At 57.5% G+C, this 25,962-nt stretch carries 17 protein-coding genes; 13 read left to right on the forward strand and 4 right to left on the reverse strand.

All coding sequences use genetic code 11. From position 1 onward, the window contains the following. Positions 1–333 precede the first annotated feature (333 nt). The 3 genes from BLT47_RS07755 (at position 334) to BLT47_RS07765 (ending at position 3,091) form a co-directional block, all read left to right on the forward strand. Complete coding sequence (locus BLT47_RS07755; protein WP_049619395.1) at positions 334–1,176, forward strand: HAD-IIB family hydrolase; 843 nt, start codon at positions 334–336, stop codon at positions 1,174–1,176. Positions 1,177–1,279: 103 nt separating this feature from the next. Then, a complete protein-coding gene (locus BLT47_RS07760; protein ID WP_049619396.1) occupies positions 1,280–2,632 on the forward strand; it encodes an NAD(P)/FAD-dependent oxidoreductase in 1,353 nt (450 codons plus the stop codon). A gap of 279 nt (positions 2,633–2,911) precedes the next feature. Beyond that, on the forward strand, positions 2,912–3,091 hold the full coding sequence (locus BLT47_RS07765) for a hypothetical protein (protein WP_049619397.1): 180 nt from the start codon (positions 2,912–2,914) through the stop codon (positions 3,089–3,091). Between the two features lie 94 nt (positions 3,092–3,185). Here the strand turns inward: BLT47_RS07765 and BLT47_RS07770 are convergent, their stop codons facing one another. Then, positions 3,186–3,848, reverse strand: a complete 663-nt coding sequence (locus BLT47_RS07770) for a metal-dependent transcriptional regulator (protein ID WP_074663489.1) — start codon at positions 3,846–3,848, stop codon at positions 3,186–3,188. Positions 3,849–4,149: 301 nt separating this feature from the next. Between BLT47_RS07770 and BLT47_RS07775 the strand changes: the two genes are divergently transcribed. Both BLT47_RS07775 and BLT47_RS07780 read left to right on the forward strand, forming a co-directional pair. Continuing rightward, complete coding sequence (locus BLT47_RS07775) at positions 4,150–4,683, forward strand: hypothetical protein (RefSeq protein ID WP_049619559.1); 534 nt, start codon at positions 4,150–4,152, stop codon at positions 4,681–4,683. Beyond that, positions 4,680–5,498 (forward strand): HAD-IIB family hydrolase, encoded by an 819-nt coding sequence (locus BLT47_RS07780; RefSeq protein ID WP_231583100.1) that lies wholly within the window; start codon positions 4,680–4,682, stop codon positions 5,496–5,498. Before BLT47_RS07775 ends, BLT47_RS07780 begins: the two co-directional genes overlap by 4 nt. A 212-nt stretch (positions 5,499–5,710) precedes the next feature. Here the strand turns inward: BLT47_RS07780 and BLT47_RS07785 are convergent, their stop codons facing one another. Then, entirely contained in the window at positions 5,711–6,151 is a 441-nt protein-coding gene (locus BLT47_RS07785) for an HIT family protein (RefSeq protein ID WP_049619558.1), read from the reverse strand. A gap of 132 nt (positions 6,152–6,283) precedes the next feature. Here BLT47_RS07785 and BLT47_RS07790 point away from each other — a divergent pair, with 132 nt between their 5' ends. The 7 genes from BLT47_RS07790 (at position 6,284) to pntB (ending at position 18,994) form a co-directional block, all read left to right on the forward strand. Continuing rightward, entirely contained in the window at positions 6,284–9,214 is a 2,931-nt protein-coding gene (locus tag BLT47_RS07790) for a leucine--tRNA ligase (RefSeq protein WP_074663493.1), read from the forward strand. A gap of 11 nt (positions 9,215–9,225) precedes the next feature. After that, complete coding sequence (locus BLT47_RS07795; RefSeq protein WP_065415401.1) at positions 9,226–10,191, forward strand: aldose 1-epimerase; 966 nt, start codon at positions 9,226–9,228, stop codon at positions 10,189–10,191. A gap of 325 nt (positions 10,192–10,516) precedes the next feature. Beyond that, positions 10,517–11,869 carry a ComEA family DNA-binding protein gene (locus BLT47_RS09005; RefSeq protein WP_143021815.1) on the forward strand — a complete coding sequence of 451 codons (1,353 nt, stop codon included), beginning with the start codon at positions 10,517–10,519 and terminating at the stop codon, positions 11,867–11,869. Further along, positions 11,866–14,298 (forward strand): ComEC/Rec2 family competence protein, encoded by a 2,433-nt coding sequence (locus tag BLT47_RS07805; protein WP_074663497.1) that lies wholly within the window; start codon positions 11,866–11,868, stop codon positions 14,296–14,298. The genes BLT47_RS09005 and BLT47_RS07805 overlap by 4 nt, the downstream gene beginning before the upstream one ends. A 208-nt stretch (positions 14,299–14,506) precedes the next feature. After that, positions 14,507–15,505 (forward strand): DNA polymerase III subunit delta, encoded by a 999-nt coding sequence (holA, locus tag BLT47_RS07810; protein WP_074663524.1) that lies wholly within the window; start codon positions 14,507–14,509, stop codon positions 15,503–15,505. A gap of 495 nt (positions 15,506–16,000) precedes the next feature. Next, on the forward strand, positions 16,001–17,536 hold the full coding sequence (locus BLT47_RS07815) for a Re/Si-specific NAD(P)(+) transhydrogenase subunit alpha (protein ID WP_049619553.1): 1,536 nt from the start codon (positions 16,001–16,003) through the stop codon (positions 17,534–17,536). A gap of 12 nt (positions 17,537–17,548) precedes the next feature. Next, positions 17,549–18,994 carry a Re/Si-specific NAD(P)(+) transhydrogenase subunit beta gene (gene pntB / locus BLT47_RS07820; RefSeq protein WP_083330167.1) on the forward strand — a complete coding sequence of 482 codons (1,446 nt, stop codon included), beginning with the start codon at positions 17,549–17,551 and terminating at the stop codon, positions 18,992–18,994. A gap of 171 nt (positions 18,995–19,165) precedes the next feature. On the opposite strand, the gene rpsT is transcribed toward pntB, so the two are convergent. Together rpsT and BLT47_RS07830 are read right to left on the reverse strand one after the other, a co-directional pair. Next, the gene (gene rpsT, locus BLT47_RS07825; RefSeq protein WP_049619551.1) at positions 19,166–19,429 is read right to left on the reverse strand and encodes a 30S ribosomal protein S20; all 264 of its coding nucleotides are present in this window, start codon (positions 19,427–19,429) and stop codon (positions 19,166–19,168) included. Between the two features lie 242 nt (positions 19,430–19,671). Continuing rightward, positions 19,672–20,184 carry a PH domain-containing protein gene (locus BLT47_RS07830; RefSeq protein ID WP_176764506.1) on the reverse strand — a complete coding sequence of 171 codons (513 nt, stop codon included), beginning with the start codon at positions 20,182–20,184 and terminating at the stop codon, positions 19,672–19,674. Positions 20,185–20,630: 446 nt separating this feature from the next. Between BLT47_RS07830 and pulA the strand changes: the two genes are divergently transcribed. Further along, positions 20,631–25,802, forward strand: coding sequence for a type I pullulanase (gene pulA / locus BLT47_RS07840; protein WP_143021817.1), 5,172 nt, complete (start codon positions 20,631–20,633; stop codon positions 25,800–25,802). Positions 25,803–25,962: the final 160 nt, after the last annotated feature.

The raw sequence follows: 25,962 nt of genomic DNA on the forward strand, positions 1-25,962 counted from the left end.
GGTTCGCTTTGCGCCCACCCTTTCCGGCAAGTAAAACAGCGGGCGCGGCAGAATCTGGGGGCGGGCCCGGTTCGGTGGGCGTGGCCTGCCCATAGGAACCTGGTGAACCCGGTGAACCCGGTGAGCCCGGTGAGCCCGGTGAGCCCGGTGAGCCCGGTGAGCCCGGTGAGCCCGGTGAGCCCGGTGAGCCCGGTGAGCCCGGTGAGCCCGGTGAACCCGGTGAGCCCTATGAACTCGATGAACCCGACAAACCCGATGAACGCACGAACCCGATGAACCCGCCGCCACGTGTTTTACTACTGAAATCCCAGTTTGCTTCGATAGGCTGGAAACGTGGCGAATCAACTGGATTACAACAAGCTTCCTTGGGAAAAGAACCCTAGCAACCTCGTTTTCGATATTGACGGTACTCTCACGGACGAACGCTCGCAGGTTTCCGAGCGTACTTTGAAAGCTTTGCGCACTGCCGCACAGGCAGGTTTTCCGCTGACTTTGGCTACTGGCCGGATGCTTTACGGCGCAACTAATGTGTTTCGTCGCGCCGGGGTGGAACACGGATGGGTCGTGGCCGGTGGAGGCGCGATCGTTTGGGACGGGGAACGTATTGTGCGCACATTCCCGCTTGGGGTGGAGCGCGCCCGCGCGGTAATTGATTTTGCCCGCCGCCAGGAACTGGTGCTTACCGCTGCAACTGCCGATGAGCTTTACGCGCAAGCTTTCAACCTGGAATTTGCCCGGTCTGCCCCGCGCGAGGTGCTGCAAAATGCCAATGAAGGCCGGCCGATTATTGAGACCGATTTGGAATCCCTAGATTTGACGCAGGTGCTGAAAATGGGACTTGCGGCGCCCGCGGCCCGGCTGGACGAATTAGCAGCAGAAATCGAGGAGCGTTTTCCGGGGTCCGTGCGCGGCCACGCCATGTTTTACGATGTACAGCCACCCGGCGTCGATAAGTGGGTAGGTATTTCCGAAGCTTTGCGGGATCGCGGATTGCTAGCGGAAGAAACTTTAGGGGTGGGAGATTCCGATAACGACGCTGCCTGGTTGGCTCAAATCGGGATGCCGATTGCGGTGGCAAATGCCAGCGCACTGGTGTCGCAGATAGCTCGCTGGCAGCTCCCTGATGTGGAAGATCCCGTCGCGCACCTAATTGACTCCTTAATCACATTTGCGTGATCGAAGTTTTCCGGTTTTACGGGCTTTATGCCGGGTCTAACGGAATTTCCCTGTTAACCTTTCAAGTTGATTGCGAGTGTGATGTTGGACTAAATTAGGACTTATGACTGATGCATTCCGTAATTCCTCATTGCCGCACGTAGTAATCGTGGGTGGCGGATTCGGTGGCATTGCGGCAGCGAAGGCGCTCCGCAAGGCTCCCGTCCGGGTAACGCTGATTGATCGCAACGCTTATCAGACCTTTAAGCCGTTGCTTTACCAGGTTGCCGCTGGCGCGCTCAACGCTGGCGATATCACGTACTACCTGCGCGCACTTGGGGCAAAGCAAAAGAATTTCCGTTTTGTTCTCGGCGAGTTCCAGAAGGTTGACACCGATAGCAAGGTGATTTATCTGGACGATAACCGGACCATGAGGTATGACTACCTCATTATGGCCACTGGCGTGGGTGCGAATTACTTCGGCACCCCGGGTGCAGAAGAACATACTTTGCCGATTTATTCGCGCGATGAAGCCATTACATTGCGCGATCGGCTCTTTGGCTTGCTCGATGGCCATGACTTCAACGAGGATGGTAAGCCATTCCGCGTAGTGGTGTGCGGCGGCGGGCCGACCGGTGTAGAAACCGCGGGCGCCATTGCCGAACTGAAGAAATACAACTTCCGCGAGCTCTTCCCGGGGATGAACACAGATGCTTTCGAGGTAACCCTCGTGGATATGGCGCCGGTAATCCTCGGGCCCTTCACCGAAGAAAGCCAAGAAGCGGCCAAGCAGGCCCTGCTCGAGCGCGGTGTGAAGATTATGCTCAAGGAAGCCGTGCGGGAAGTGGAAGCTAACCGCATCAAGCTCCAGAACATGGACACCAAGGAAGAACACTGGATTGATGCCAACCTTATCGTTTGGTCTTCCGGCGTCGGCGTACCGAAGGTTGCCTCCCAGTGGGGTCTGCCGCAAGGAGCGCGCGGGCGCATCCAGGTGGATGAGAACCTGCGCGTAGAAGGTGCCGACGGCGTCTTTGCCGTTGGGGACGTAGCGGTAATCGGCGAACGCGGTTTGCCGCAGCTCGCCCAGCCGGCCAAGCAGGGCGGTACACACGTTGCAAAGGTAATCAAGAACAGCTTGCAAGGTGTAGAGACCGAACCCTTCGAATACGTGGATTTGGGCTCCATGGCCACGGTTGGGGCAGGCTTTGCAGTTGCCGAAATTACGAAGGTACCGCCGATCTCCGGCCGGATCGCCTGGTTGATCTGGAACTTTATCCATGTGGTACAGCTCCAGTCGGGCCGCGAACGGGTTGCCACCACGGCCAATTTGATTTCCAAGTACTTCCTCTTCCCAGGCAAGCACGATTTGGTTGCGGGCGATTACAACGTCTTCTCCAAACGGGCGCGCGATGGGGTACTTTCGGCTTCCCAGGATCTCGACGATGCCGCGGTAGCCGCAATTACCAAAGACTAGTTATTCCTAACTAGCAACTAGTTACTCCTAACTAAAAATGTAAATAGCGAGTACACAGCACAGTCAGTGGGCCGGTACTCAGCGCAAGCTGAGTACCGGCCCACTGCGTTGTCTTGGACGGCACTGTGCTGTCTTGGAAGTGGCGGTGTGAAGGAGAAACAAATCAGAAAGATGCCCGAAAGATAAATGTGTCGGAGGGGTAGGTGATCATAGGGATATGGCAAGCAGATGCCTCGGAAGCAGAGGCGAATAAAAGGAAGCAGGGGTGAATATAAGGATATGGAGAAGCAGAAACGAAGTGTCTCCTGGTGGGAGTTGCTCCCGGTTGATGTGCGGGAGGAAGTGATGCGGCGGGTAGGCCGGCCCGCTTCCAATGTTGATCTCATAACTGCCGGGAGAGCGGGCAATATTTGGGGGTGGTGGATCCCGTTTCGGCAGCGCACGCCAGGCGCGGGTTAGCTAAGGGTTAGCTAAGGGTTAGCTATGGGGTAACTATGGGGTAACTATGGGGTAGCTATGGGGTAGAGGTGTGTTAAATGCGGTTGGAAACGGGTTAGATTGCGGTGACGAGGATGGACTCGGCAGCAGGAAGAGAAAGAGCGAGCGGGCCACCAGGTGAGCTCATATGCATGATTCCGGTGCCACTGCCGATCGTATCCACCGTGATTACCGTGCCTACTTCAACGTCTACGGAGGAAAGATATTGGAGCAGGTCAGGGAACTGGTCGGAAACCCTTTCGATGCGGTAAGAATGCCCGGGTGCGGCGTCGGAAAGCGGAGAACCTACCGAGTTATTTTCGGCGGTGCCATCTAACCGCGGAATTGGGTCCCCGTGCGGATCATGGCTGGGGTAACCAAGTAGGGCATCGAGTTTGCCGATGAGCTTGGGGGAGGCCGCATGTTCGAGCCGTTCAGCTTCTTCGTGGACTTCATCCCAGGTGTAGCCGAGGAAACGTACCAGGGCGGTTTCGATCACCCGGTGGCCGCGCACCAAACGGGCCGCCTCCTTTTGGCCGCGTTCGGTCAGTTCCACCGAGCCGTAGGGAGCGTGGGAAACCAAGCCCTGCCGTACGAGCCGGGTAATGCCTTCGGAAACGGTAGAAGGAGAAAGATCAAGCTTCTTCGCCAAAGCCGTGGAAGAAGGAGCTTTCCCAGTCCACTCCACAAGTTTCCAGATGGCGGAAATATAGTCTTCACTCGAAGCCGAAAGATCCATGTGTTTCCTTCCTTATTCTTGCCACCCTGCTAGTGCCTATAAACAGCCCGGGCTAGTGCCTATAACCGGCCTGTGCCCGTGCTTATAACCAGCCCGGGCTAGTGCCGTATATGCATTGCCTGCGCTAGTGCGTATAAACAAGCTCGCTGGTAGCCACATTATTATTATCAGGGTCCTGGATGTGAGGGATACTGTAGTAGCGAGATCTTTACCTCTGCAAAGGCTGATTCTTGGTATCTTGAAACATGCACATGCCCCCGGTACTGCTCCGGGAGTTTTTTAAAGGAAGAAGGATAGACCTATGAGTGAACAATTCACCGGGGATTCGAGCCAGAATTCTGCACAACCTAATCCGAATGCAGCCCAATACAAGCAAGGTTTTGAAGCCCAACAGGGATTCGAAGCCCAGCAAGGCTATGGTCAACCCCAGTCGCAACAACAGTCGCAACAACAATGGGCCCCTTCCGCCTATTCGGCTCCGGCTCCCGGCCAGCAGACGCAATTTGGTGGCTACGGCTATCCGCAACCGGCGCAACCTTCGGCTTTCAGCTTGCTCTTCTCCACTGATTTCAATCGCCGCGGCGGGAAAGCCTTCGCAAAGCTCGCCCAGACCCTTTCCCTAGTGGTAGCGGGCGCGCTGATTGTTTTTGCGCTATTTAGTTTTATTTCCGTGCTGGCGCAGGGCGGGGCATACTACACCCCGGGCGCGATGGCAATTATCGCCTCGCTCATCGGTTTCGTTTTCCGCGTCTGCTTGGCACTTCTCATCCCGGCAGTGGTGCGTCTTCTCGGTGAAGCAGCCACGAAGGGGGAAGAACCGGCAGCGCAGCAGTGACGGGACAGGTCGCGTCAATCCCTACGCCAGGGCTCTACGATCTTCTGGCTTTCGATTTAGACGATACGCTGGCCCCCTCCAAATCACCCTTGCCTACGCGTATGGGCAAGGCCCTGCGGGAACTATTGGAAGTATCCCAGGTTTGCGTGATTTCAGGCGGAAATTTCACCCAGTTTGAAACCCAACTCTTGGAAGGTTTGCAAGCTCCGGAAGAGTTGCTCGAAAAACTACACCTCATGCCTACTTGCGGCACCCGCTATGTGGTCCGCAAAAACGGGGCATGGGTGGATGTTTATGCGCGCAACTTGAGCGCGGAACAGCGCCAAGCAGCCCAAACCGTACTCGAGGCAGAAGCTAAACGGCTCGGCCTGTGGGAAAGCAATACTTGGGGAGAAATCCTTGAAGATCGAGGTTCGCAAATAACTTTCTCGGCCCTGGGCCAGCAGGCACCTTTAGAAGCCAAACGGGCCTGGGACCCAGACGGGAAGAAGAAAGAAGCGCTGCGCCAAGCCGCGGCGGCCCGGCTACCCGATCTGGAAGTACGTTCGGGCGGATCAACCTCGGTGGATATCACCAAAAAAGGTATTGATAAAGCCTACGGGATTGCCGAACTCGCAAAACAAACCGGAATTCCAATCGCGCGTATGCTCTTTATTGGAGACCGGCTTGATCCAGGCGGCAATGACTATCCAGTAACCCGGCTCGGGATTGCCACCCACGCCGTAGCCAACTGGGAAGAAACCGCCGCTTTCATCGAAGCCTATGTAAATGCCGTGCGCGGCCCGGAAAAAACCTCCGGCCCCAAATCAAAATAGCGAAACTAACCCAACGGGGGTGGTTGTACTTGGCTTTTGCCAAGCACAACCACCCCCGTTCGTCGTCGTTCCGGCACTGCATAACTTCTAAGGCCAGGCGGTGTAGCCTGTGCCAGTCCGTGCCAGGCCGGCGCCGGTCCGTGTACGCCGTGCCAGCCTGCGTCACCTGTCCCAGTGTTGCACCTACCGGCACTAGCCGTCCCAGCCGTGACTTAGCTCAGCGAGTGCATATCGGCCGGCACGAACTCGCCCCAGCCTTGCGCGATGAGCGCGGCCCGAATCTTTTCGGTATTGGCATCCAATTCGGCACCGTCTACATTCTTTTGTGCAGATTGGAAGCTAATGAGTTTTTCATCTTCGGAAGGGAATACGTGCAAGTGCGTATGGGGTACGCCCAAGCCGGCTATTACCAGCATCGCCCGGTTTTCTTCGAAAGCCGCGATCTGTGCATTCCCAATCCGCTTCGCCACTAAGAACAGGTGCGCGGCAAGCTCATCGGGAATGTCCGTAAACTTGTCATACGGTTCGCGTGGTACCACGAGCATATGGCCGTGGTTATGCGGCTCCACATCAGCAAAAGCCACCACGGAATCATCCGCCCAGGCAAAGCGCCCCGGGATCTCCCCGGCAATAATCTTCGTGAAAATCGTCATGCCCCAATTCTAGCCAGTTCAAGGAATAACCAGCCCGAAGCCTGTGCACAGTGTGGGATGCAACGGGCAGAACAGGCAAAGCGCGTTAGAATTACGGGCAGCTACGTTAACACGTTATAGGAGTAAACAACATTGAGTGCTGAATCCGGTACGCCGTATCGTTACACGGCGGAATTGGCTAATGAAATTGAAGCCCGCTGGCAGGAACGCTGGCAGCAGGAGGGTACTTTCAACGCGGATAACCCGGTTGGAAACCTCGCCGGTGAGCACGCGCAATTACCGAAATACTACATTGCGGATATGTTCCCGTACCCATCCGGGAAAGGCCTGCACGTGGGCCACCCGCTGGGCTATATCGCCACCGACTGCGTAGCCCGCTACCAGCGCATGCAAGGCAAAAACGTGCTGTACACGATGGGCTATGACGCCTTCGGTTTGCCGGCGGAACAGTATGCGGTGCAAACCGGCCAGCATCCGCGCATCACCACGGAAGAAAACGTGGCGAATATGCGCGGCCAGTTGGCCCGCCTGGGCCTTTCCCACGATTTGCGCCGCTCTTTTTCCACTACCGATATCGATTATGTGAAGTGGACGCAGTGGATTTTCCTGCAGGTTTACAATTCTTGGTTTGATCCGGAAGCCCCGCGCCGGGATGGGCGAGGAACCGGAGCGGCCCGGCCGATTAGCGAACTGGTAGCACAGTTCGAAAAGGGCGAAAAAACTCCTGCCAATGGCCAGCCGTGGGCAAATCTTACCGCGGCGGAAAAAGAGGCCGAACTGGCCGAATACCGCTTGGCTTACGTGGCGGAAGCACCGGTTAACTGGTGCCCGGGTTTGGGTACCGTTCTCGCCAATGAAGAAGTTACCGCAGAAGGGCGTTCCGAACGCGGCAATTATCCGGTTTTCAAACGCAATCTGAAGCAGTGGATGATGCGGATTACCGCTTACGCAGACCGTCTGATTGACGATCTTGACACCATCGACTGGCCAGAAAAAGTGCGGGCCATGCAGGTGAACTGGATCGGCCGTTCCGAAGGTGCCACCGTGCGTTTCACCGTGACCGGTGGGGGTACAACGCCCGAACTTGATGTTTATACCACGCGGCCCGATACGCTTTTCGGCGCCACTTTCATGGCCGTAGCTCCCGAACATAAAGTTTTGGGTGGTACCGCGCCCGGAGCTTCCGGCGACGCCGCGGCCCTCGCCGTTCCCGATACCTGGCCGGAAGGTACACGCAGTGAATGGACGGGCGGAGCAGCCAGCCCGCGGGAAGCCGTCCGCGCCTACCGGGCGCAAGCCGCTTCCAAATCTGATACGGAACGTACTGCTGATGAGCATGAAAAGACCGGCGTATTTTCCGGTCTGTACGGTATCAACCCCGTAAATGGCGCCCAGGTGCCGATCTTCGTGGCCGATTACGTGCTTACCGGGTACGGAACGGGTGCGATTATGGCGGTGCCCGCCCACGATGATAGGGACTGGGAATTCGCGCAGAAATATAACCTCGACGTCGTTCGTACTATCGGTCCGGAAGATGATCCGTACGGCCCCGATCTGAGCGCCGGTGCTTATACCGGAGATGGTGTGGCCGTAGATTCGGAAAACGCAGAGGTTTCCCTCAACGGGCTCGGTAAGGATGCCGCAAAAGCACGCATGACGCAATGGCTTACCGAACGCGGCACTGGGAAGGCGACCGTAAACTACCGCCTGCGTGATTGGTTGTTCTCCCGGCAGCGTTACTGGGGTGAACCTTTCCCGATCGTGTGGGATGAAGAAGGGGTGCCGCACGCTTTGCCGGCCTCCCAGCTCCCGGTAGAGCTGCCGGAACTTTCCGATTATTCTCCGGTTTCCTACGATCCGGACGACGCCGATTCCCAGCCGAAGGCGCCGCTCAGCAAGGCCACAGACTGGGTCAATGTGGAACTTGACTTGGGCGATGGGCGCGGCCTGCGCAAGTATCGGCGCGAAACCAACACCATGCCGCAATGGGCTGGTTCTTGCTGGTACGAATTGCGCTACACCGATCCGGAAAACCCGGATGCTTTCGCAGATCCGGAAAACGAAAACTATTGGATGGGCCCGCGGCCGGAAAACGGAAACGTTTCCGGCGGGGTAGACCTGTACGTGGGCGGCGTCGAACACGCAGTTTTGCATTTGCTGTACGCCCGGTTCTGGCACAAGGTTCTCTACGACCTCGGCTATGTATCGTCTTCCGAACCTTTCCACAAGCTGTTCAACCAGGGTTACATCCAGGCTTATGCGTACACGGATGCGCGCGGGCAGTACGTGCCCGCCCAAGACGTAGAAGAAAAAACGGCGGCCGATGGCACCACCGAATACTTCTACCAGGGGAAGCCGGTCACCCGCGAATACGGGAAAATGGGTAAGTCCCTGAAGAATATCGTCACCCCGGAAAGCGTTTCGGATGAATACGGCACGGATACTTTCCGCGTCTACGAAATGTCGATGGGGCCGCTGGACGAATCCCGCCCGTGGGAAACTCGCGCAATTGTGGGTTCGCAACGCTTCTTGCAACGGTTGTGGCGCAATGTGGTAGACGAAACTACCGGTGAAGTCACAGTGGTGGACACCGAGCCGGATGCGCAAACCGCTAAGCTGTTGGCGCGCACGATCGCGGGCGTGACTGAAGACTATGACGCCATGCGTACCAATACCGCGATTTCTAAGCTGATCGTGCTCAATAACCACCTGACCGGGTTGCCGCAAGTGCCTCGCGCCGCCGCGGAAGCGCTGGTGCTCATGGTTTCCCCAGTGGCTCCGCATATCGCGGAAGAACTGTGGGAGAAACTCGGCCGTACCGAATCTTTGGCACGCCACCCCTTCCCGCAGGTCAGCGATGAATCTTTGCTGGAAGACGACCTCGTAACCTGCGTTATTCAAGTGCAGGGGAAGGTGCGCGCCCGGATCGAAGTCCGGCCTGATATCGCTGCCGAAGAGTTGGAAAAGTTGGCGCTTGCCGAAGATAAGGTGCAAAAGTACCTGGATGGCGAACCTCGTAAGGTCATCGTGCGTGCGCCGAACATCGTAAACGTAGTGCCTTAGGAGAGTTTATTGTGGCGCAACAGTTGACTCGAATATCCGCGGAAGAATTCGATGGGGTACCGGCTTGGCGTTTACGTTCTCCAGACGGCGCCACCGGGCTCATCGCCCGGCAGGGTGGCACTTTGCTGTCTTGGCAGCCAGAACCCGGCGTCGAAGTGATTGACGGATACACCACCGCGGCAGAACTGCAAGCAGTAGCCGGGAAACGAAGCCTGATTTCTGTTCCTTGGGTGGGGGAGATCGACGGCGGAACATACCAGTTTGGCGGTAAAACCTACCAGGTGAAACAGGCCGCCAACGGGCTGCTCAGCAAGGTCGAAATGCGGCGCGTGCGGGCCGGAGATGCACTCATGCTGGCCGGCACGATCAAACCCAGCGCCGCCTACCCGTGGAAGCTGGAAGTGAGCGTGGTTTTCGCGCTCGAACAGGGCCTAGATGAACGCCGGCATCTTTCTTTGACGGTAAGCGTCAAAAACGCTTCCGGAGAAGAAGCGCCGGTAGCGATCGGGTGGTCTCCATATGTGAAGCTGCCGGAAGTAGCGGGTATTTCTAACCTTTCACTTTCGGTGCGGGCACGCACGCGGATCGCCGCCAACCCGGCCGGTGTACCGATTCCCGGTGATGCGGCTCTAACCGGAGTATCCTCCCCGGTGGTTTATGAATATATCGGCCGGGAAAAGTTGCGGGAAACATTCACCAACCTGGTTCCTAATAGCGACGGCGTAGTAGTCACTCGCATTGGAGACCCCGCTACCGGGAGTTTCCTGCAGCTCACCCAAGAACCAGCAGAATCGCCCTTCGTGGCGGTATCTACCGGGGATAGTTTGGAGCGCGACGCGCGGCAGGCTCTGGCTTTGGCCCCGCGCACGGCCATGGTCAACGCTTTCAATCGGCCTGACCAAGCCGTATTTTTGCGGCTCGGCCGCGGGGAGCGGCGATCTATGACGGCCACCCTCAGCTACAAAGCTGCCCGGTAACTACACCCGCCGAATAGATTTAGCCGCCCGGTAGTAAGAACTGCCGGGCGGCTAGAACTACCGGCGGCTATTACGGCCAGGTAGTTCTTACTTACTACGGCCAGGTAGTTCCTACTTACTATGGCCAGGTAGTTCCTACTTACTATGGCCAGGTAGTTCCTACTTACTATGGCCAGGCAGTTCCTACTTACTATGGCCAGGCAGTTGTACCTATGGGGCGGCTGTAGCTGCCCAGCAAGTTTCCACAATTCTTTCGGTGGGAGTGGTATCCACAGGCGGCGGCGCAATTCCGCACTGTGCAAGCGGGATTAGCGAATATACCCGTATGTCTGTCCCACCTCCGCGTTCAGCACCGCGGCCGCACACTCTTGACCGGAGCGATATTTCGGCCGCGGCAATCGCGGAAACCAGCGCTCCGGCCCCTGCCGCGGGTAGGCGCGCCAACTCGCGCCGCGCGGAGCTTAGCCGCGCCGAATCTCGCCGGGCGGAGTCTCACCGTGCCGGTTCCCGCCGCGCTGAGTTTCACGCCGCCGGTTTCCGCCGCGCGAAAACACACCGCGCAGAATCCAGCCTTCCGGCTGCGGTAAACACGGCAGCTGCGGCCAACACGGCGGTTCTGCCCAACGCGGTGGTTGGGGCCAACACGGCAGCTGCGGCCAACACGGCGGTTCTGCCCAACGCGGCGGCTGCGGCCGAAACAGCGGCCGCGGCCAGACCAGACCTCGATGATACGGATCAGGTGCGGCGCGGGCTGGCTTCTTTAGCTTTAGCTTCTGGGACCGGCGAAGATGTTGCGGCCATAGGGGTAGGCGGCCCGAAAAACCGGTGGCGGTGGGAAAAACCATCACTGCGCGCTTTCGTCGTCGTAATCCTGGGAGTATTAGCACTTCTTGCCGCCTGGGTCGCGGGAAACGCTGCCGCACATAGCGCCACCGCGGGAAACACCGGTGCAAACGAAAGTTCACTGCACACTAACTCTGCCAACTCCGCTTCCAAAGACAGCGCGGGCGCAGCACCGGCCGCAGGCGAAGGCAGCACCCTGGAAACCAGCGTGCCCGAAGATATTCCCGCTACCGATAGCAATGCGAGTACGGCCGCGAGCTCGGGAGAAAATAATGCCGCCGGCGGTAGTAGCGGCGGAAGCAACACGGCTGGAGCGCGGGGCGGGGGCACCGGAGGGGAAGCGGTGGTTGTCTATGTTTCTGGGCAGGTGGCACGGCCCGGTGTTTATAGTGTGCCGGCGGGCAGCAGGATTATCGACGCCGTGGATGCGGCCGGCGGGCTTACCCCGGAAGCAGATCCGGTAGCTACCAACTTGGCGGCCCCCGTTGCTGATGGGCAACATATTCACGTGCTCAAACCGGGTGAAACTCTGCCTACTGGAACCAGTGCCGGCGCCGGGCATGCCAACGGAAGGGAAGGGGCGGGTGCTACTGGCAGCGGAAACGGCACAGGAAATGGTGGAGGTGGAAGTGGCGGCCCGGCCGGCCTGGTAAATCTTAATACGGCCGCAGCTGCCGAATTGGAAACCTTACCGGGGGTGGGGCCGGCTACTGCGCGCGATATTCTTGCGTGGCGGGAAAATAACGGACCGTTTACGAGAGTGGAAGACCTGCTTGAGGTTTCCGGAATTGGGCCCAAGAAGTTCGAAAAACTGCGTGACTCGGTGACGGTGTGACCGGGGTTGATCTGCGTTTAGCGGGCCCTGCCCTCAGTGCGCTCGCCGCCGCTTGGATTACCTTGGCCGGTGCCTACCGGTGGCTGGCAATCCTGGCCGGCATAATCATCCTTGCTGTGAGCGTAGCTTGGTACATTGCGAAGTCTGCCGGGCACAGCCAGCCCGGGTTCGGGAGAAAACCGCTAGATGCACGGCCACGTATGGAAAACTGCGCCTTTTGGAATGGGCTCGGCCCGCTTTTTATCGCGATCGGCCTCGGGTTCACGTTAGGTGCTACCGGCGCGGGTTTAGCAAGTTATATGGCACGCGTAGAGATACCTGCGTCAGAGGTATCTGCGGCAGAGAAACCCACGCGAGAGGTTTCTGGGCGTGAGGCTCCCGGCCGGGCACAAACGGTGACGGTCTACGGCACGCTCACCGAAAACGCGCGGGCATACCGCACCCCGTGGGGAGAAGAAAACTGCCAGGCCTCCGTACAGCCACACAGTATTACCTTCTCCACCGCCGGTCAAAATGGCACGCAGTTGCGGCACGGCCCGCGCGCCCGTTTGCGCATCACCGTTCCATGCGGGGCGCTACGCGGCCAAACTATTACTGCTACCGGCCGGCTCAGTGCCTTAGAAAACCGCCGCGAAGCAGCATTTTTGCGCGGCCCCGCAGGTGAAATTAGTGGCACGGGTACGCTCACGGCTCGCGCGGTGGCAGCTATCGATAGCGCATTTTCGGAGATTCTCGCTAGTTTTCCCGCCCATGCGCGCGGGCTGTTACCCGGGGTGGCCTTAGGCGATGAATCCGAGATGAGTCCATCGCTGGATGAAGCCATGAAAACAACTTCGTTGGCACATCTGACCGCAGTTTCCGGTGGGCACGTTTCGATCCTGACCGGGATTGTGCTGGCCTTTTTAGGACGCCGCTACCGGGTACTTACCGGATTGGGATGCGCGGCCGCACTGGCGGGCCTAGTAACTCTAGTAGGTACCGAGCCCTCGGTTTTACGTGCTGCCCTTATGGGAATCATGGTGATAGCCGCGATGCTACTCGGTAAAAACCCGCACGCGTTTTCCGGGTTGGCCTTCGCAATTCTTTTTGCCTGCGCGCTCGACCCGTGGCTTGCAACCAGCTACGGTTTCCTGCTTTCTGCCTCCGCCACTGGCGCAATAGTGGTTTTCGGGCGGCCTCTTGCGGCCCGTCTCAGCCGTATTCTTCCGGCCCACCTGGCCGATCTGATCGTTATCCCGCTGGTAGCCCAACTAGCCGTGACTCCGATTCTTGCCCTTTTTGCGGATCGCAGCTCCATGTGGGGAGTGCTTGCAAACATTCTCGTGGCACCGATCGTGACCCCGCTGACCATCCTGGGGCTCCTGGCGGCGATTACCGCACCTGTCGCACCGGCGGTGGCAAAACTGTGCGTCCAGTGTGCTTCGCTTTGCACCTGGTGGCTGGCTGGAGTTGCCGAAACTGTGGCCGAGTGGCCCGGATCTGGGATTCCGATTTGGGCGGCCGCAATGTGCGAAATCGTAATGCTCATAGTGGTAGCCCTACCGTGGCGGAAATTTTTCCCCGAATCCCCGGTGGCTCGCAACTCCAAAAAGCCGCGGTGGCAGGTAGTGATCGGTAGCGGCCTTGCAATGTGCATCTTGGCTGGCCTGCTGCTTGGCGGTGGGTACGTGTGGCGCTGGGCAAGTGGCCAGCGCTTACCTGCCGAGTGGGAAGCTATACAGTGCGATGTAGGCCAGGGGAGTGCTTTCTTAGCGCGAAAAAACGGTGCCGTGGTGATGGTCGACGTCGGCCTGGCGGGCGGTACCGCCGCGAAATGCGTACGGGAAGCCAAGATTGACCGCATCGATCTGCTCATTCTTTCCCATTACCATGCCGATCATGTACGCGGACTGGCAGAAGTTATGGAGGTAGCTCAGATCGGGGAAGTGTGGACTTCACTGAATGAGGCACCGCGGGAGAACTCGCGGTGGGTAAAGGCCGAACTCGAAAAAGCAGGAATACCCTACCGGGCGGTGCGCGCACCGGCAGAAATCCGGGCGGGCGGGGAACTTTTCGCGAAGGTTTTATCCCCGCGTACGGCCTATACTTCCGAAGAACAAGCTAATGCGGATTCCTTTGTGGTCTATTTTGAGGTGGCAGGTGGGGTATTGGTGCTTTCCGATACCGGCCGGGAAGTGCAAGACAGACTTATTTCGCGTGTACCAGAAGTACGTACAGTTATTGTTGCTCACCACGGTTCGCGTGATCATTCTGCCCGGCTTGCTCGGGAACTTGCGCCCGAATATGCACTCATCTCCGTCGGTGAAAATAGTTACGGGCATCCGCATCCGTCCGTGTATGAATCTTTTGCTGGCGCGCAAATCATCGAAACCCTAAACTGCGGGCGCATTGCTATTACCTCGGAAGGCCCTAAATCGCGCTGTGGATAAGCGGTAGCTGCGAAAAACACGAAAAGCCGCGGCCGGTAAAAACCAGCGGCCGGGCAAAACCGCGGCTAGTCAAAACCGGTGTCTGGTTAACCCCGTGGCCGGCCAAAAACGCGCCCGCGCAAAACCAGCGGCAACCAGAGCCCGAGCAAAAACCAGCGGCAACCAGTACCCGCGCAACAATCAGCGGCCGGCATGGGATACTGGGAACATGGCTAGGACGAGGAAAAAACCGCAAAGTACCGGAACACCGCTAAACCGTTTACAAGTAGCGCCCGTGGTGCTCATTATTAGCGCCGAACCGGTACTGGCGGAACGCGCCGCCCACCGTTTGCAGGAAGCTGTGCTAGATCGGGAACCGGGAACCGAAACGGTACGGATCGACGCCGAAAAATATGAACCCGGGCAACTCGCTACCGCCACTAGCCCTTCGCTGTTTTCGAGCACCCGCTTCGTGCTCGTCAACAACGCCGAAAAAATGACGGACGCTTTTCTTACCGAAGCGGGCGCGTATATTAACCAGCCAGCAGATGGTGTGTTTTTGGTGATTTCGCATGGGGGAGGCACGCGCGGCAAACGCCTGCTAGATGCCATTGCGGCAGCCGGCTACCAAGTCGGGCGGCAAGAAAAAATTAAATACGATGATGATAAAGCGCGGTTGGTGCGGGCGGATGTGGCAGCGGCGCGGCGCCAAATTACGGACGGCGCAGTAGCTTCGCTCGTTGACGCGCTAGGGCAAGACTTGCGCGAACTACTTTCTGCCACCCAGCAGATCATTGCGGATACCACGGGCACGATTAACGAAGATGATGTGCGCGCATTGTATGGCGGGCGCAGTGAAGTAATGCCGTGGGATGTGGCAGATGCGGCGATTGCGGGCCAGACCGGGAAAGCCCTCAGTTTGGCGCGCCACGCTTTTGCCACTCGAGTAGATCCGGTGCCGATCGTTTCCGCAATGGCGAATAAACTGCGCCAGATAGCCTTAGTGCAGGTACAAAACAAAATGGGGCCCGGAGAAAACAAAATGGGAAGCTGGCAAAGAAACCAAGCCTTGCGCGAATTGCGGCGCTGGACCGGGGAAGGCCTGGCGCGGGCGATCCGGGCCGTGGCCGAAGCCGATGCGGATGTTAAAGGTGCTTCCCGGGATCCGCAGTACGCCGTCGAACGTGCAATCATTAGGATCGGCAAAGCTCGCCGCATCAAACAGTAACCACAGAGGTATGGGTAAATGGTGTACTATACCCATTTGTTGCCAGCAAAAATGCTTCCGGAAAAACGCGGTGTAACAGTCCAGGTTTGTACTCCGGAGTCCAGGTTTGTATCCGGCGCAGCACAGATTCGCGTTCCGGGTGCGGGGCTAGTTTGGTACGCTACCTGCTGGTCTGTTACCTGGTAAGTCATAGATACTGCGAAGAAACACCCAGATATCCAGTATCACTGCGTTCGCGTTCGGCGATCAAAAGAAGCGAGCGCAATCACCTCACGAAAGCCGTGCGGGTGATTGTGCGCGCTGAGTGTTCGCCACGCGAATTGGAAAATCCGAACATTTAGCAAACAATAGGTGAGAGAATAGCGACACAGGCAGTGGATAACTGCTACACCACAAGGAAAACGCAGACGCAAAACTGAGACACCGGGCGCGTCAGTGCAGTGGTTGCCGCACCGTGCTTCTGTTGTGTCGGTAGCGTTGAAGGAGAATCACTCTATGGTTATTGGAATACCCAAAAGCCCGCGGGCAGATGACCCGCTGGTTGCGGGGAGCCCGCAAACTGTAGCCAGGCTAATAAAGCTCGGCTATGAGGTTCGCGTTGAAACGGGAGCCGGTTTGGGTTCAGCATTCCCCGATAGTGCCTATGCGGAGCAGGGCGCCCAGATGGTTTCCACAGATGAAGCCTGGGCGGCAGATATTGTGCTCCAAACTGATGCCCCCGGTACGGAATATTTAGACAAGATGAAGAGCGGTTCGGTGCTCATCGCCCGGATGAACCCCGGAGCGAATCCCGAACTGATTGAAGATCTGGCGGCCCGGAAGATTACCGGCCTAGCGATGGATGCCATTCCGCGTACTTCGCGGGCCCAGGCCATGGACGTCAAATCTTCGATGCAGAACATTTCCGGCTACCGGGCAATCATTGAAGCGGCTTCGCACTTTGGCCGCCAATTCACCGGGCAAGTTACGGCGGCCGGAAAGATGCCGCCCGCCACGGTGTATGTGATTGGAGCCGGGGTGGCCGGCTTGGCAGCGCTGGGCACCGCGAATTCCATGGGTGCGATTGTGCGTGCCACGGATGTGCGCGCCGAAGCTGCGGAACAAGTGGAATCCATGGGCGCCGAATTTGTGGAAATCCCGGTGACCCAAGAATCGACCACCGGATATGCCAAGGCCATGAGCGAATCTGAGGCCGAGGCAGCCGGCGTCGTTTATGCCCGGGAAGCCGCGCGCGCAGATATCGTTATCACCACCGCCCAAATTCCCGGTAAACCCGCCCCTATTTTGCTCGACGACGCCGCTATTGCAGCGATGCAGCCGGGCAGTGTAATCGTTGATTTGGCTGCTTCCACCGGTGGGAACACCACCCAAACGGTGAAGGGCAAAACCGTGGTCACGCCCGGTGGGGTAACCATTATTGGTTATGAAGATTTGGCACGGCGGTTGCCCGGCCAGTCTTCCCAGCTCTTCGGGCAAAACTTGGTGAACTTCTTTACCTTGGTTACCCCGGAACGCGATGGCCAGCTCGCTTTGAATATGGATGATGAGATCGTCCGTTCCATTACCGTAACCTTGGATGACACGGTAATGTGGCCGCCGCCGGCGATTGAAGTATCTGCCGCCCCGGCCGCGCCCAAGGCAGCCGCACCGGAAGCAGAAGTGGCCGCGGTGGAAGCCGAACCGGCCAAGCCGTGGAAGAAGTGGCTTGCGGGGGCAGTGGCCGCCGCGGTTATTTTGTGGATTATGTTCAGCGCCCCGGCCCATATGCGTGGCCACTTCATCGTATTCATGTTGGCCTGCGTGGTTGGTTTCTACGTGATCACCGCTGTGACGCACGCCCTGCATACGCCGCTAATGTCCGTTACGAATGCAATTTCCGGCATTATCGTAGTGGGCGCGATTTTGCAGATAGCAAGCGGGAATGTGGCGGTTATGATCCTTGCTTTCATCGCCATCGTGGTGGCCTCGATTAATATCTTCGGCGGTTTCGTGGTGACTGATCGCATGCTCGGGATGTTTAAGAGGAGCTAAGAAAAAATGGAAATGCTAACTACCGTGGCAAATACACCTGCTTACACTTTCCAAGCGGTGGCCTATATTGTTGCCGCGCTCCTCTTCATTTTGGCGTTGGCTGGCCTTTCCAAGCAGGAAACCGCTTCTCGCGGTAACCGCTTGGGCATTATTGGGATGGCCGTTGCCCTGATCGCCACGATTTGGGTGGCAATCGATAGTGCTGCTGCAGTACAGGGTGGCAAGCACGCGGGGATCGTGGCCGGGCTGATTGTTTTGGCGCTGGCTATTGGCGCGGTGCTCGGGGTACATAAAGCCCGTACCGTGGATATGACGGAGATGCCCGAACTGATCGCGCTCTTGCATTCCTTCGTGGGTTTGGCAGCTGTGATCGTGGGTTACAACTCCTTCCTGCTCCAACCGGGAAGGGATCACCCCGATAACGCTTTCCACATGGGTGAAGTAGGGCTCGCGGTCTTTATCGGTGCCGTAACTCTTACCGGTTCGATCGTTGCTTACTTGAAGCTTTCCGGGAAGATTTCCGGTAGCCCGCTCATGCTCCCGGGTCGCAATATTTTGAATCTGGTGGCAATCATTGCTTGCGTGGGCTTGATTATTTGGTTCGCGTGGACGCGTTCGGTGGCTTCCGGTATGGTGCCGCTCGCTATTCTCACCGTGATTTCTCTAGCCTTGGGCGCCCACCTGGTGCTCGCTATTGGCGGGGGAGATATGCCCGTGGTGGTCTCCATGCTCAATTCCTACTCGGGTTGGGCAGCGGCCGCGGCCGGCTTCACGCTCGGTAACGACCTGCTCATTATTACCGGTGCTTTGGTTGGTGCTTCCGGTGCCTACCTGTCTTACATCATGTGTAAGGCGATGAACCGTTCCTTCATCTCCGTGATTCTGGGCGGTTTTGGTACCGACGGCGGAAACGCTGCCGGTGGCGATAAGGAATACGGTGTGCATACCGAAGTCACTGCGGAAGAAGTGGCGCAAAAGCTCAGCGATGCCCGTTCGGTGGTAATCGTGCCGGGCTACGGTATGGCCGTGGCCCAAGCCCAATACCCGGTGGCGGAGATGACGAAGAAGCTGCGCGATAAGGGTGTGGACGTAAAGTTTGCGATCCATCCGGTGGCGGGCCGCTTGCCTGGCCACATGAACGTGTTGCTGGCGGAAGCCAAGGTGCCGTACGACATCGTGCTGGAGATGGATGAAATCAATGACGACCTGGCCGATGTGGATGTGTGCCTGGTAATCGGGGCGAACGACGTCGTCAATCCGTCTGCTTCGGAGCCGGGCTCGCCAATTGCGGGCATGCCGGTGATCCGAGTGTGGGATTCGAAGGAAGTAGTGGTCTTCAAACGCTCTATGGGCGTGGGCTATGCCGGTGTACAAAACCCGCTGTTCTTCAACGAGAACACGGATATGTGCCTCGGTGATGCGAAGGCCTCCGTGGATGCCATCAATGCCGCGCTGTAATACTCTGGCAAGGATGCATAAGCGGATATAAGAAGCTGATAGGCAACGCGAGAGCCCGTGCAATTCTTCTTGGAATGGCACGGGCTCTCGCTCATATATATATAGTTTTGCGGCGGAAACCATAAGGTCTCCGCCGCCTTTTGCGTTATACGTTTTTACGCGAAGCTCAGCTTAGGCAAGCTTATTGATCTGCTTAGCCAGCTTGGACTTACGGTTCGCGGCCTGATTCTTGTGGATCACGCCCTTGGAAACCGCCTTGTCCAACTTGCGACCGGCGGCATTGAGCGCCGCCTGGGCGGCCTCACGGTCACCGGAAGCAATCGCTTCGCGGGTCCGGCGCACGTAGGTGCGCAGTTCGGACTTGTAAGCCTGGTTACGAATACGCCGCTTCTCATTGGTCAGCACGCGCTTCTTCTGCTGCTTAATGTTTGCCACTGAAATCTCTTTCGATCAAAAGCCAATTGGTCGGCGAGGGAAGCGTTTCCCGCTGGACTGTGGGCGTGGGGCACCCGTGGTTGTGCGGAAAACAAGGACCTACCACCCGACCGGGGAAAGTCCAACTAGTCACTTTACCAGAGCAGAAGCTTCCCGAAGAGGCTAACCGTGTGATTTACATAGCGAGATTAGGGCGAGATGAAGAATTTACATAGCGAGATTAGGGCGAGATCAAGATCTGGCTAGGCAGAAGCGTGGGAACTGGCTGCGCTGTACTTATGTTGTGCCGAAGCAATGAGTTCCACGAGCAGCCCGTGGCATTCCTCAGCGTGCGGAACCCCGGAAAAGACCACGGTAGAACCATCCCGGATAGTGAATTCTAGCGTTCCCCAACCAGCCTTCGAATCTTCTGCCCGATAGCTCACCGCGCTTACTGCCGCCAGCGGGATGTCATGTGCTTTGCCGTGGGCTAGACCGTGGCGAGCCAGGAACCGGTGCGTGGTGAGCGTATAGGAAGTAGCTCGCCACCGCAGAAATGGGATCAATAGTAAACCGATCAGGAAGAATATCGTTACCGCAATAACCACCCACCAGGAAACGGGGCGCCAAGAGGCTGGTAGATAGATAAAGAACGCCACGGCCAAGATGAGAATCAGAACGGAGCCGCATATGCCGGGTAACAGCTGTGCGGCCGAGGGCCGCATAGTGAGCACGACTTTTTCATCTGCACCTAGCAATCTCTGCGGAAAACTCATGCCCTCTATGGTGCCACAAGAAGAACCGAACCGAATCCAGAGTTTCGCACACACTTTGCTGCGGCGAAAGAAAACCGCAAAACGACCGCGGAAAACACTGATCGCAAGCACCTGATTCATCGCAAGCACTTGCCGGAAGTGCTCGCCGGTAACACTTGCCGGCAACGCTTGATGGAAACATTCGCCAGTAACACTTTCTGGAAACGTTCACCGAAAAGTATCTACCGGAAAGTATCTACGGGAAAGTATCTGCCGGAAACTGCTCGCCAAAAAAAACGGATTCCAGAAAAGAGGTGTTAGAAAAACAGCACCCGAAAAGCGCGCCTGAAAACAGCATCCGAAAAGGGTACCTAAAAATAGCACTCGAAAAGAGCACCTGAAAATAGCGCCAGAAAAACGCCAGAAAACGGGTGTAAAAGTTTCCAGGCGCATTTACAATTGGGGGCGTGAGGTCAATTTTGGCCCGCAATCTCAAAGATGAGAGTGTAGATGGGAAAAACATGGGTCTTCAGAATTTGCGGCTACATATACGCCGCGCTGTAGCCTGGCTCGGGGCGCTCATCCTCGCCCTGAGCGGTTTAGGAATTGCTGCGTTCGCCGGCCCGCTCGCGCAGGCCGCACCAGAAACACCGGCAGATATAGCATCCGAAACGCCGGCGGTCACAGCTTCCGAAACGCCGGCAGATACCACGGCGGATACCACGGTGGATACGCCTGCCGGAGCGCTGCCGGAAAAACCGGCAGAAACGCCACCGGGAATACCGGCAGATACCACGGCGGAAATGCCGTCCGGTACCGCACCGGCAGCCGCGGGTGAAGCGCCGGTCGGGCGCTCCGGCGTCGTCGTCACTTTGTTCCAGCACCCTTGGAACTCGGTAGCAAAGGAATGTACGCAAACTTTGGGGCCGGCTGGCGTGGCCTATGTGCAGGTCTCGCCGCCGCAGGAGACGATCAAAGGCTCGGCGTGGTGGACTTCGTATCAGCCGGTGAGCTATCAGCTGGAATCGAAGTTGGGCACCGCGGCCGAATTCCAACAAATGATTAATACTTGCCGGGCGGCGGGTGTGGGCGTCATCGTAGACGCCGTTATCAATCACACCACCGGGGTGGACCGGGAAGCAGGCACCGGGATTGCGGGTAGCAGTTTTGATGCCGCGGGGAATTATCCCCAGGCCGGATATGGTCCGGAAGATTTCCACAAGTGCACGGAGAATATTAGCGATTACCGGAATGCGGAAAACGTGTGGAATTGCCGGCTGTCTGGTTTGCAAGATTTGGATACCGGGAGCGAAAAGGTTCGGGACCGGTTAGGTCAATATTTTGCGGACCTATTAGGCATGGGCGTGGCTGGTTTCCGGGTAGATGCCGTGAAACATATGTCCCCGGAAGATGTTGCGGCGATCAAAGAAAAAGCTGCGGAAAAGGTCGAGGTGCCGGCCTCCCGGATTTGGTGGATGCAAGAAGTTATTGGCAATCCGGGGGAGGCCCCGCAAATCCAGCCCAGCAAATATACAGGTAGCGGGGAGGTTACCGAGTTTTCTTTCGCTTACCAGTTGCGGCAGCGTTTTAAGGGTTCCCTGCAGGGCGGGGAGCGCAAGCTTAGCGATATTGCTTCCGGGTTAGTGCCGAGCCAACAGGCCACGGTATTTGTGGATAACTGGGATACGGAACGCGGGGAGGCCACGCTGTCTTATAAAGACGGGCGGATGTACCAGCTCGCGAATGCTTTCTTGCTCGGCTACGGATATGGCACCCCAAATGTTTATTCGGGCTATCAGTTCACCGATGCGGATGCGGGAGCTCCGGGCGCGAGCGAAACCGCGGTTCCGGAAACTAGTTGCGGGCCCGGTTCAGGGTGGAACTGCACGCAAAGGTGGACGGCTATTCGCGGCATGATTGCCTTCCATAACGCGACTGCCGGTGAACCGGTACAAAACTGGCAAGACGACGGCGATAACAATATTGCTTTCGAGCGCGGCCAACAGGGCTTCCTGGCTCTCAATAACACCGCACAACCGGCCGCGGTTAGCTACCACACGAGCCTGCCCAATGGCACGTATTGCAACGTGTATGCGGCCGGTGATTGTTCACAGACGGTTGCCGTAAAAGACGGCAAAATCGCCACGGAAATCCAGCCGCGCAGTGCCGTAGCTCTAATTGCGGGCGTACAACCCGGAAGCGATCATCCAGCTGCGCGCGGGGCGGCAAGCGATCCGGCCGATCCGCAACTACCACCGGAAAGCAACACGCCAGCCGGCCCGGCAGACCCAGAAACCACGATTTTCTACAAGCCGGAAAGCACTTGGACCGCCCCGTACTTGCACTATGGCCGCGGCGATGCCTGGACCCAGGTACCGGGCCAGCCCATGCAAAAGGTGGGCGACGGCTGGTATTCCTTGCGGATCAATACCGCGCAAGCTACCGAATTCGTATTCAATAACGGGGCTGGCGTTTGGGACAACCCGGCAGGCGGCGGTAACTACCGGGTAGAACCGGGCACTACCTACGCGGCCGTGGCAGATAAACAGCTGAGTTTTACCAATCCGGTGCCACCCCAATATGAACCAAAGACCCGCGTAATAGTGCATTATGCTCCGGCTGCCGGGGATACCGCCGGCGCGCAACGCGGAGTTTACCTGTGGGGAAACGATAAAGAAGGCAATACTTTGGCCGGTAAGCACTACCAGTTCACCGGCGAAGATAGTTTCGGGAAAGTATTCGAAACAGAAATTCCGGGAGCTTACGAGCCAGGAAAACTTGGCTTTATTGTGACCACACCGGCCTGGGATAAAGATGGCGGGGATCGTATGCTCGACGCTTCCAGCGGCACCGCCGAAGTGTGGATAACTGGCGGTAGCGATACAACGGCGACTCAAGCCCCAGCGCAGTACCAAAAACGGCCGGCAGTATTGGACGTGAAAGTCCACTACCTGCGCCCGGCCGGCGACTATCAAGATTGGGATCTGTGGACCTGGGCGGAGGGGCTCAACGGTTCTTCCCGGCCTTTCAACAGCCATGATGATTGGGGCAAGCTAGCAACATTCCGGCTCGAATCCGGTAGCGGGATAGCCAGCCCGAGTTTTATTGTGCGCGAGGGCGCAGATGCGTGGAAGAGTAAAGATCCGGGTGAAGGCGACCGGGTGATACCGCAATCGGCGATTACGATTACAGATCCGGGTGGTAATGGCACAAATAGTAAAGGTGAAGCCGAGATCTGGCTCGTTAGTGGAGACTGGACGGTGTATACGAATCCTAGTGTTATCAACACCAAACGCGGTTTGGTGAAAGCAGAAATTTCTGGCCTTTCGCAAATCACGGCCCGGCTGGCCGGCCCGGTGGATCCGGCCGCGCTTACGCCGCAGACCGTGCAGGTGGCCGGCGCGCAGGTTGCGAATGTAGAACTGGCGGCAGATAAATCGGCAGTGGTGATTACTACGGCCCAGCCGCTCGACGTCGCCGCCGCTTACCAGGTAAGCGCACCGGAATACGGTGAAGTAACGGCAAGCGCTGGCGCGGTGGTACGCACCCCGGAATTTGACGCAGCTTATGCCTATAGTGGCGCGCTTGGCGCCCAATACGAAAAAACGGGAACCACTTTCGCGCTGTGGGCACCTACCGCAGCGCAAGTTCACGTGCGGCTCTACAAAACCACAGACCGCGAAGCACCCCTGGCCACCGAACACGCACTTACCCGCGGGGAGAAAGGCGTGTGGCAAGTGCGGCTGCCGGGAGACCTCGACGGCACGGCCTATGACTTCCGGGTTACCTTCGCTAATGGCACGGAAAATCTTTCCCCAGATCCCTATGCCCATGCCGCTGTGGAAAACGGGATGCGAAGCGTAGTACTTTCTCCGGAAAGTGCTTCCCGCGGTGCCCAAGGGGAGCGGATGCCAGCTTTTGGCCCGGCCACTAATGCAAGTATTGCGGAAATGAATATTCGCGATTTTTCGATTCAGCCCGATTCGGGTATTTCTGCGGCAAAACGCGGCAAATATTTGGGCGTGGTGGAAGGCGGCACCCAGGCCAAAACCGGTAATCCATCCGGTTTGGATTATCTGAAACAGTTGGGCGTTACCCACGTGCAGATCATGCCGTTCTACGATTTTGGTTCCGTGGATGAATCCGGAGATCTAGGCTATGCAGCCGCCCAACATGGCCAGCAAAACTGGGGTTATGACCCGGAGAATTACAATGTGCCGGAAGGTTCGTATGCTTCGGATCCGGCCGATCCGAAAGCCCGCCTGGCCGAAGCGAAGCAAATGGTGGCTGGTCTGCATAAAGCAGGTTTGCGGGTGATTATGGATGTGGTCTATAACCACGTATACAACCCCGAAAAGCACGCCTTTAATCTGACGGTTCCGGGCTATTACTTCCGGTATGACGCTGCGGGCAAGCTGGTCAATAATTCCGGGGTAGGTAATGACACGGCTTCGGAACGGGCGATGATGCGCAAATACATCGTCGATTCGGTGGTCTATTGGGCTACCGAATACGGGGTGGACGGATTCCGCTTCGACCTCATGGGCCTGCACGATGTGGAAACCATGCGGGAAGTGCGGGCAGCACTCAACCAGATCGATCCTTCCATCATTGTGCTCGGTGAAGGTTGGGATATGAACCGCACTTTGCCGAAGGATGCGATGGCAATCCAGCCCAATGCGGGTAAGCTCGCGCCCGGCGCGGTAGGCGCTGACGATAATGGCGTGGCTTTCTTTAATGATTCGATTCGTGATGGTTTGAAAGGTTCCGTGTTTGAGGCTTCCGATACTGGTTTTGTATCGGGAAAATCGGGCCAGGAAACCCTCATTGCGAATAATGTTTTGGGTTGCCAAAAGCCGGAGGGGCTGAGCCCGTGTACGAACGGGAATGCCAATACTGGTTATGCCGCGCCCGGTCAGATCGTGAACTACGTGGAAATCCACGACAATCTCACCCTGTTCGATAAACTGCTCGCTTCCCGGCCCGATGATTCGGAACAAACTCGGGCAGCACGCGCAAAGCTAGCTAATTCCACGGTTTATTTGGCACAGGGGATTCCGGCCGCGCAATTGGGGCAGGAATTCTTGCGTACCAAGGGTGGAGACGAAAATTCTTACAATTCCGGGGACGGTCCGAATGCGATCGATTGGAGCCGGGCACACGAGCAAGCCGATTCGGTGGCTTATACGCGCGGCTTATTGGCGCTTCGGCAAAGTGCGCCGGCCTTCCGCTATCCCACTTTCGAACAGGTAAATGCTAATTCCAAGCTGCTGCGGGCCGCCGACGGCGTAGTTGCTTGGACGGTGCGAGACACCGAGCACAGCTATGTGGTGGTGTTGAATTCCACCGACGCCGCCGTTCCTGTGGATATCCCCGCCGGCACATACGACCTACTGGTAGCGAATGGAAAGGTAGAGCTTTCCGCGCCACAAACGGTAACGATCGGCGAAACGCCCTATGCCGCGGGCGCGCTTAGCGCCACGGTTTTGCGCCTGCATACAGATAATGCGGGCGAACCGGGTGCTGAAGACGCCGATCAGACTGGCGCTGAAGACGCCGGCCAGGCCGGTGCTGAAGATGCTGGCCAGACTGGTGCTGAAGGTACTGGGATTGCCCTTGTTTTGTTGACACTGGATTAGAGGGATTGCCTGTGGTGTTGATTCCTTGGGAGGTTGTGTCTTCTGGCTCGCTATGAATCGTAAGGGAAGGCGGTTTACCCCTGAATACCGGCGGGATGCTGCGAGTCAGGTGATTGATACTGGCGAGTCGATTGCGTGTGTGGCTAAGGCTTTGGGCTTG

The sequence above is a fragment of the Actinobaculum suis genome (genome assembly GCF_900102025.1).
GTDB classification, from domain to species: Bacteria; Actinomycetota; Actinomycetes; order Actinomycetales; family Actinomycetaceae; genus Actinobaculum; species Actinobaculum suis.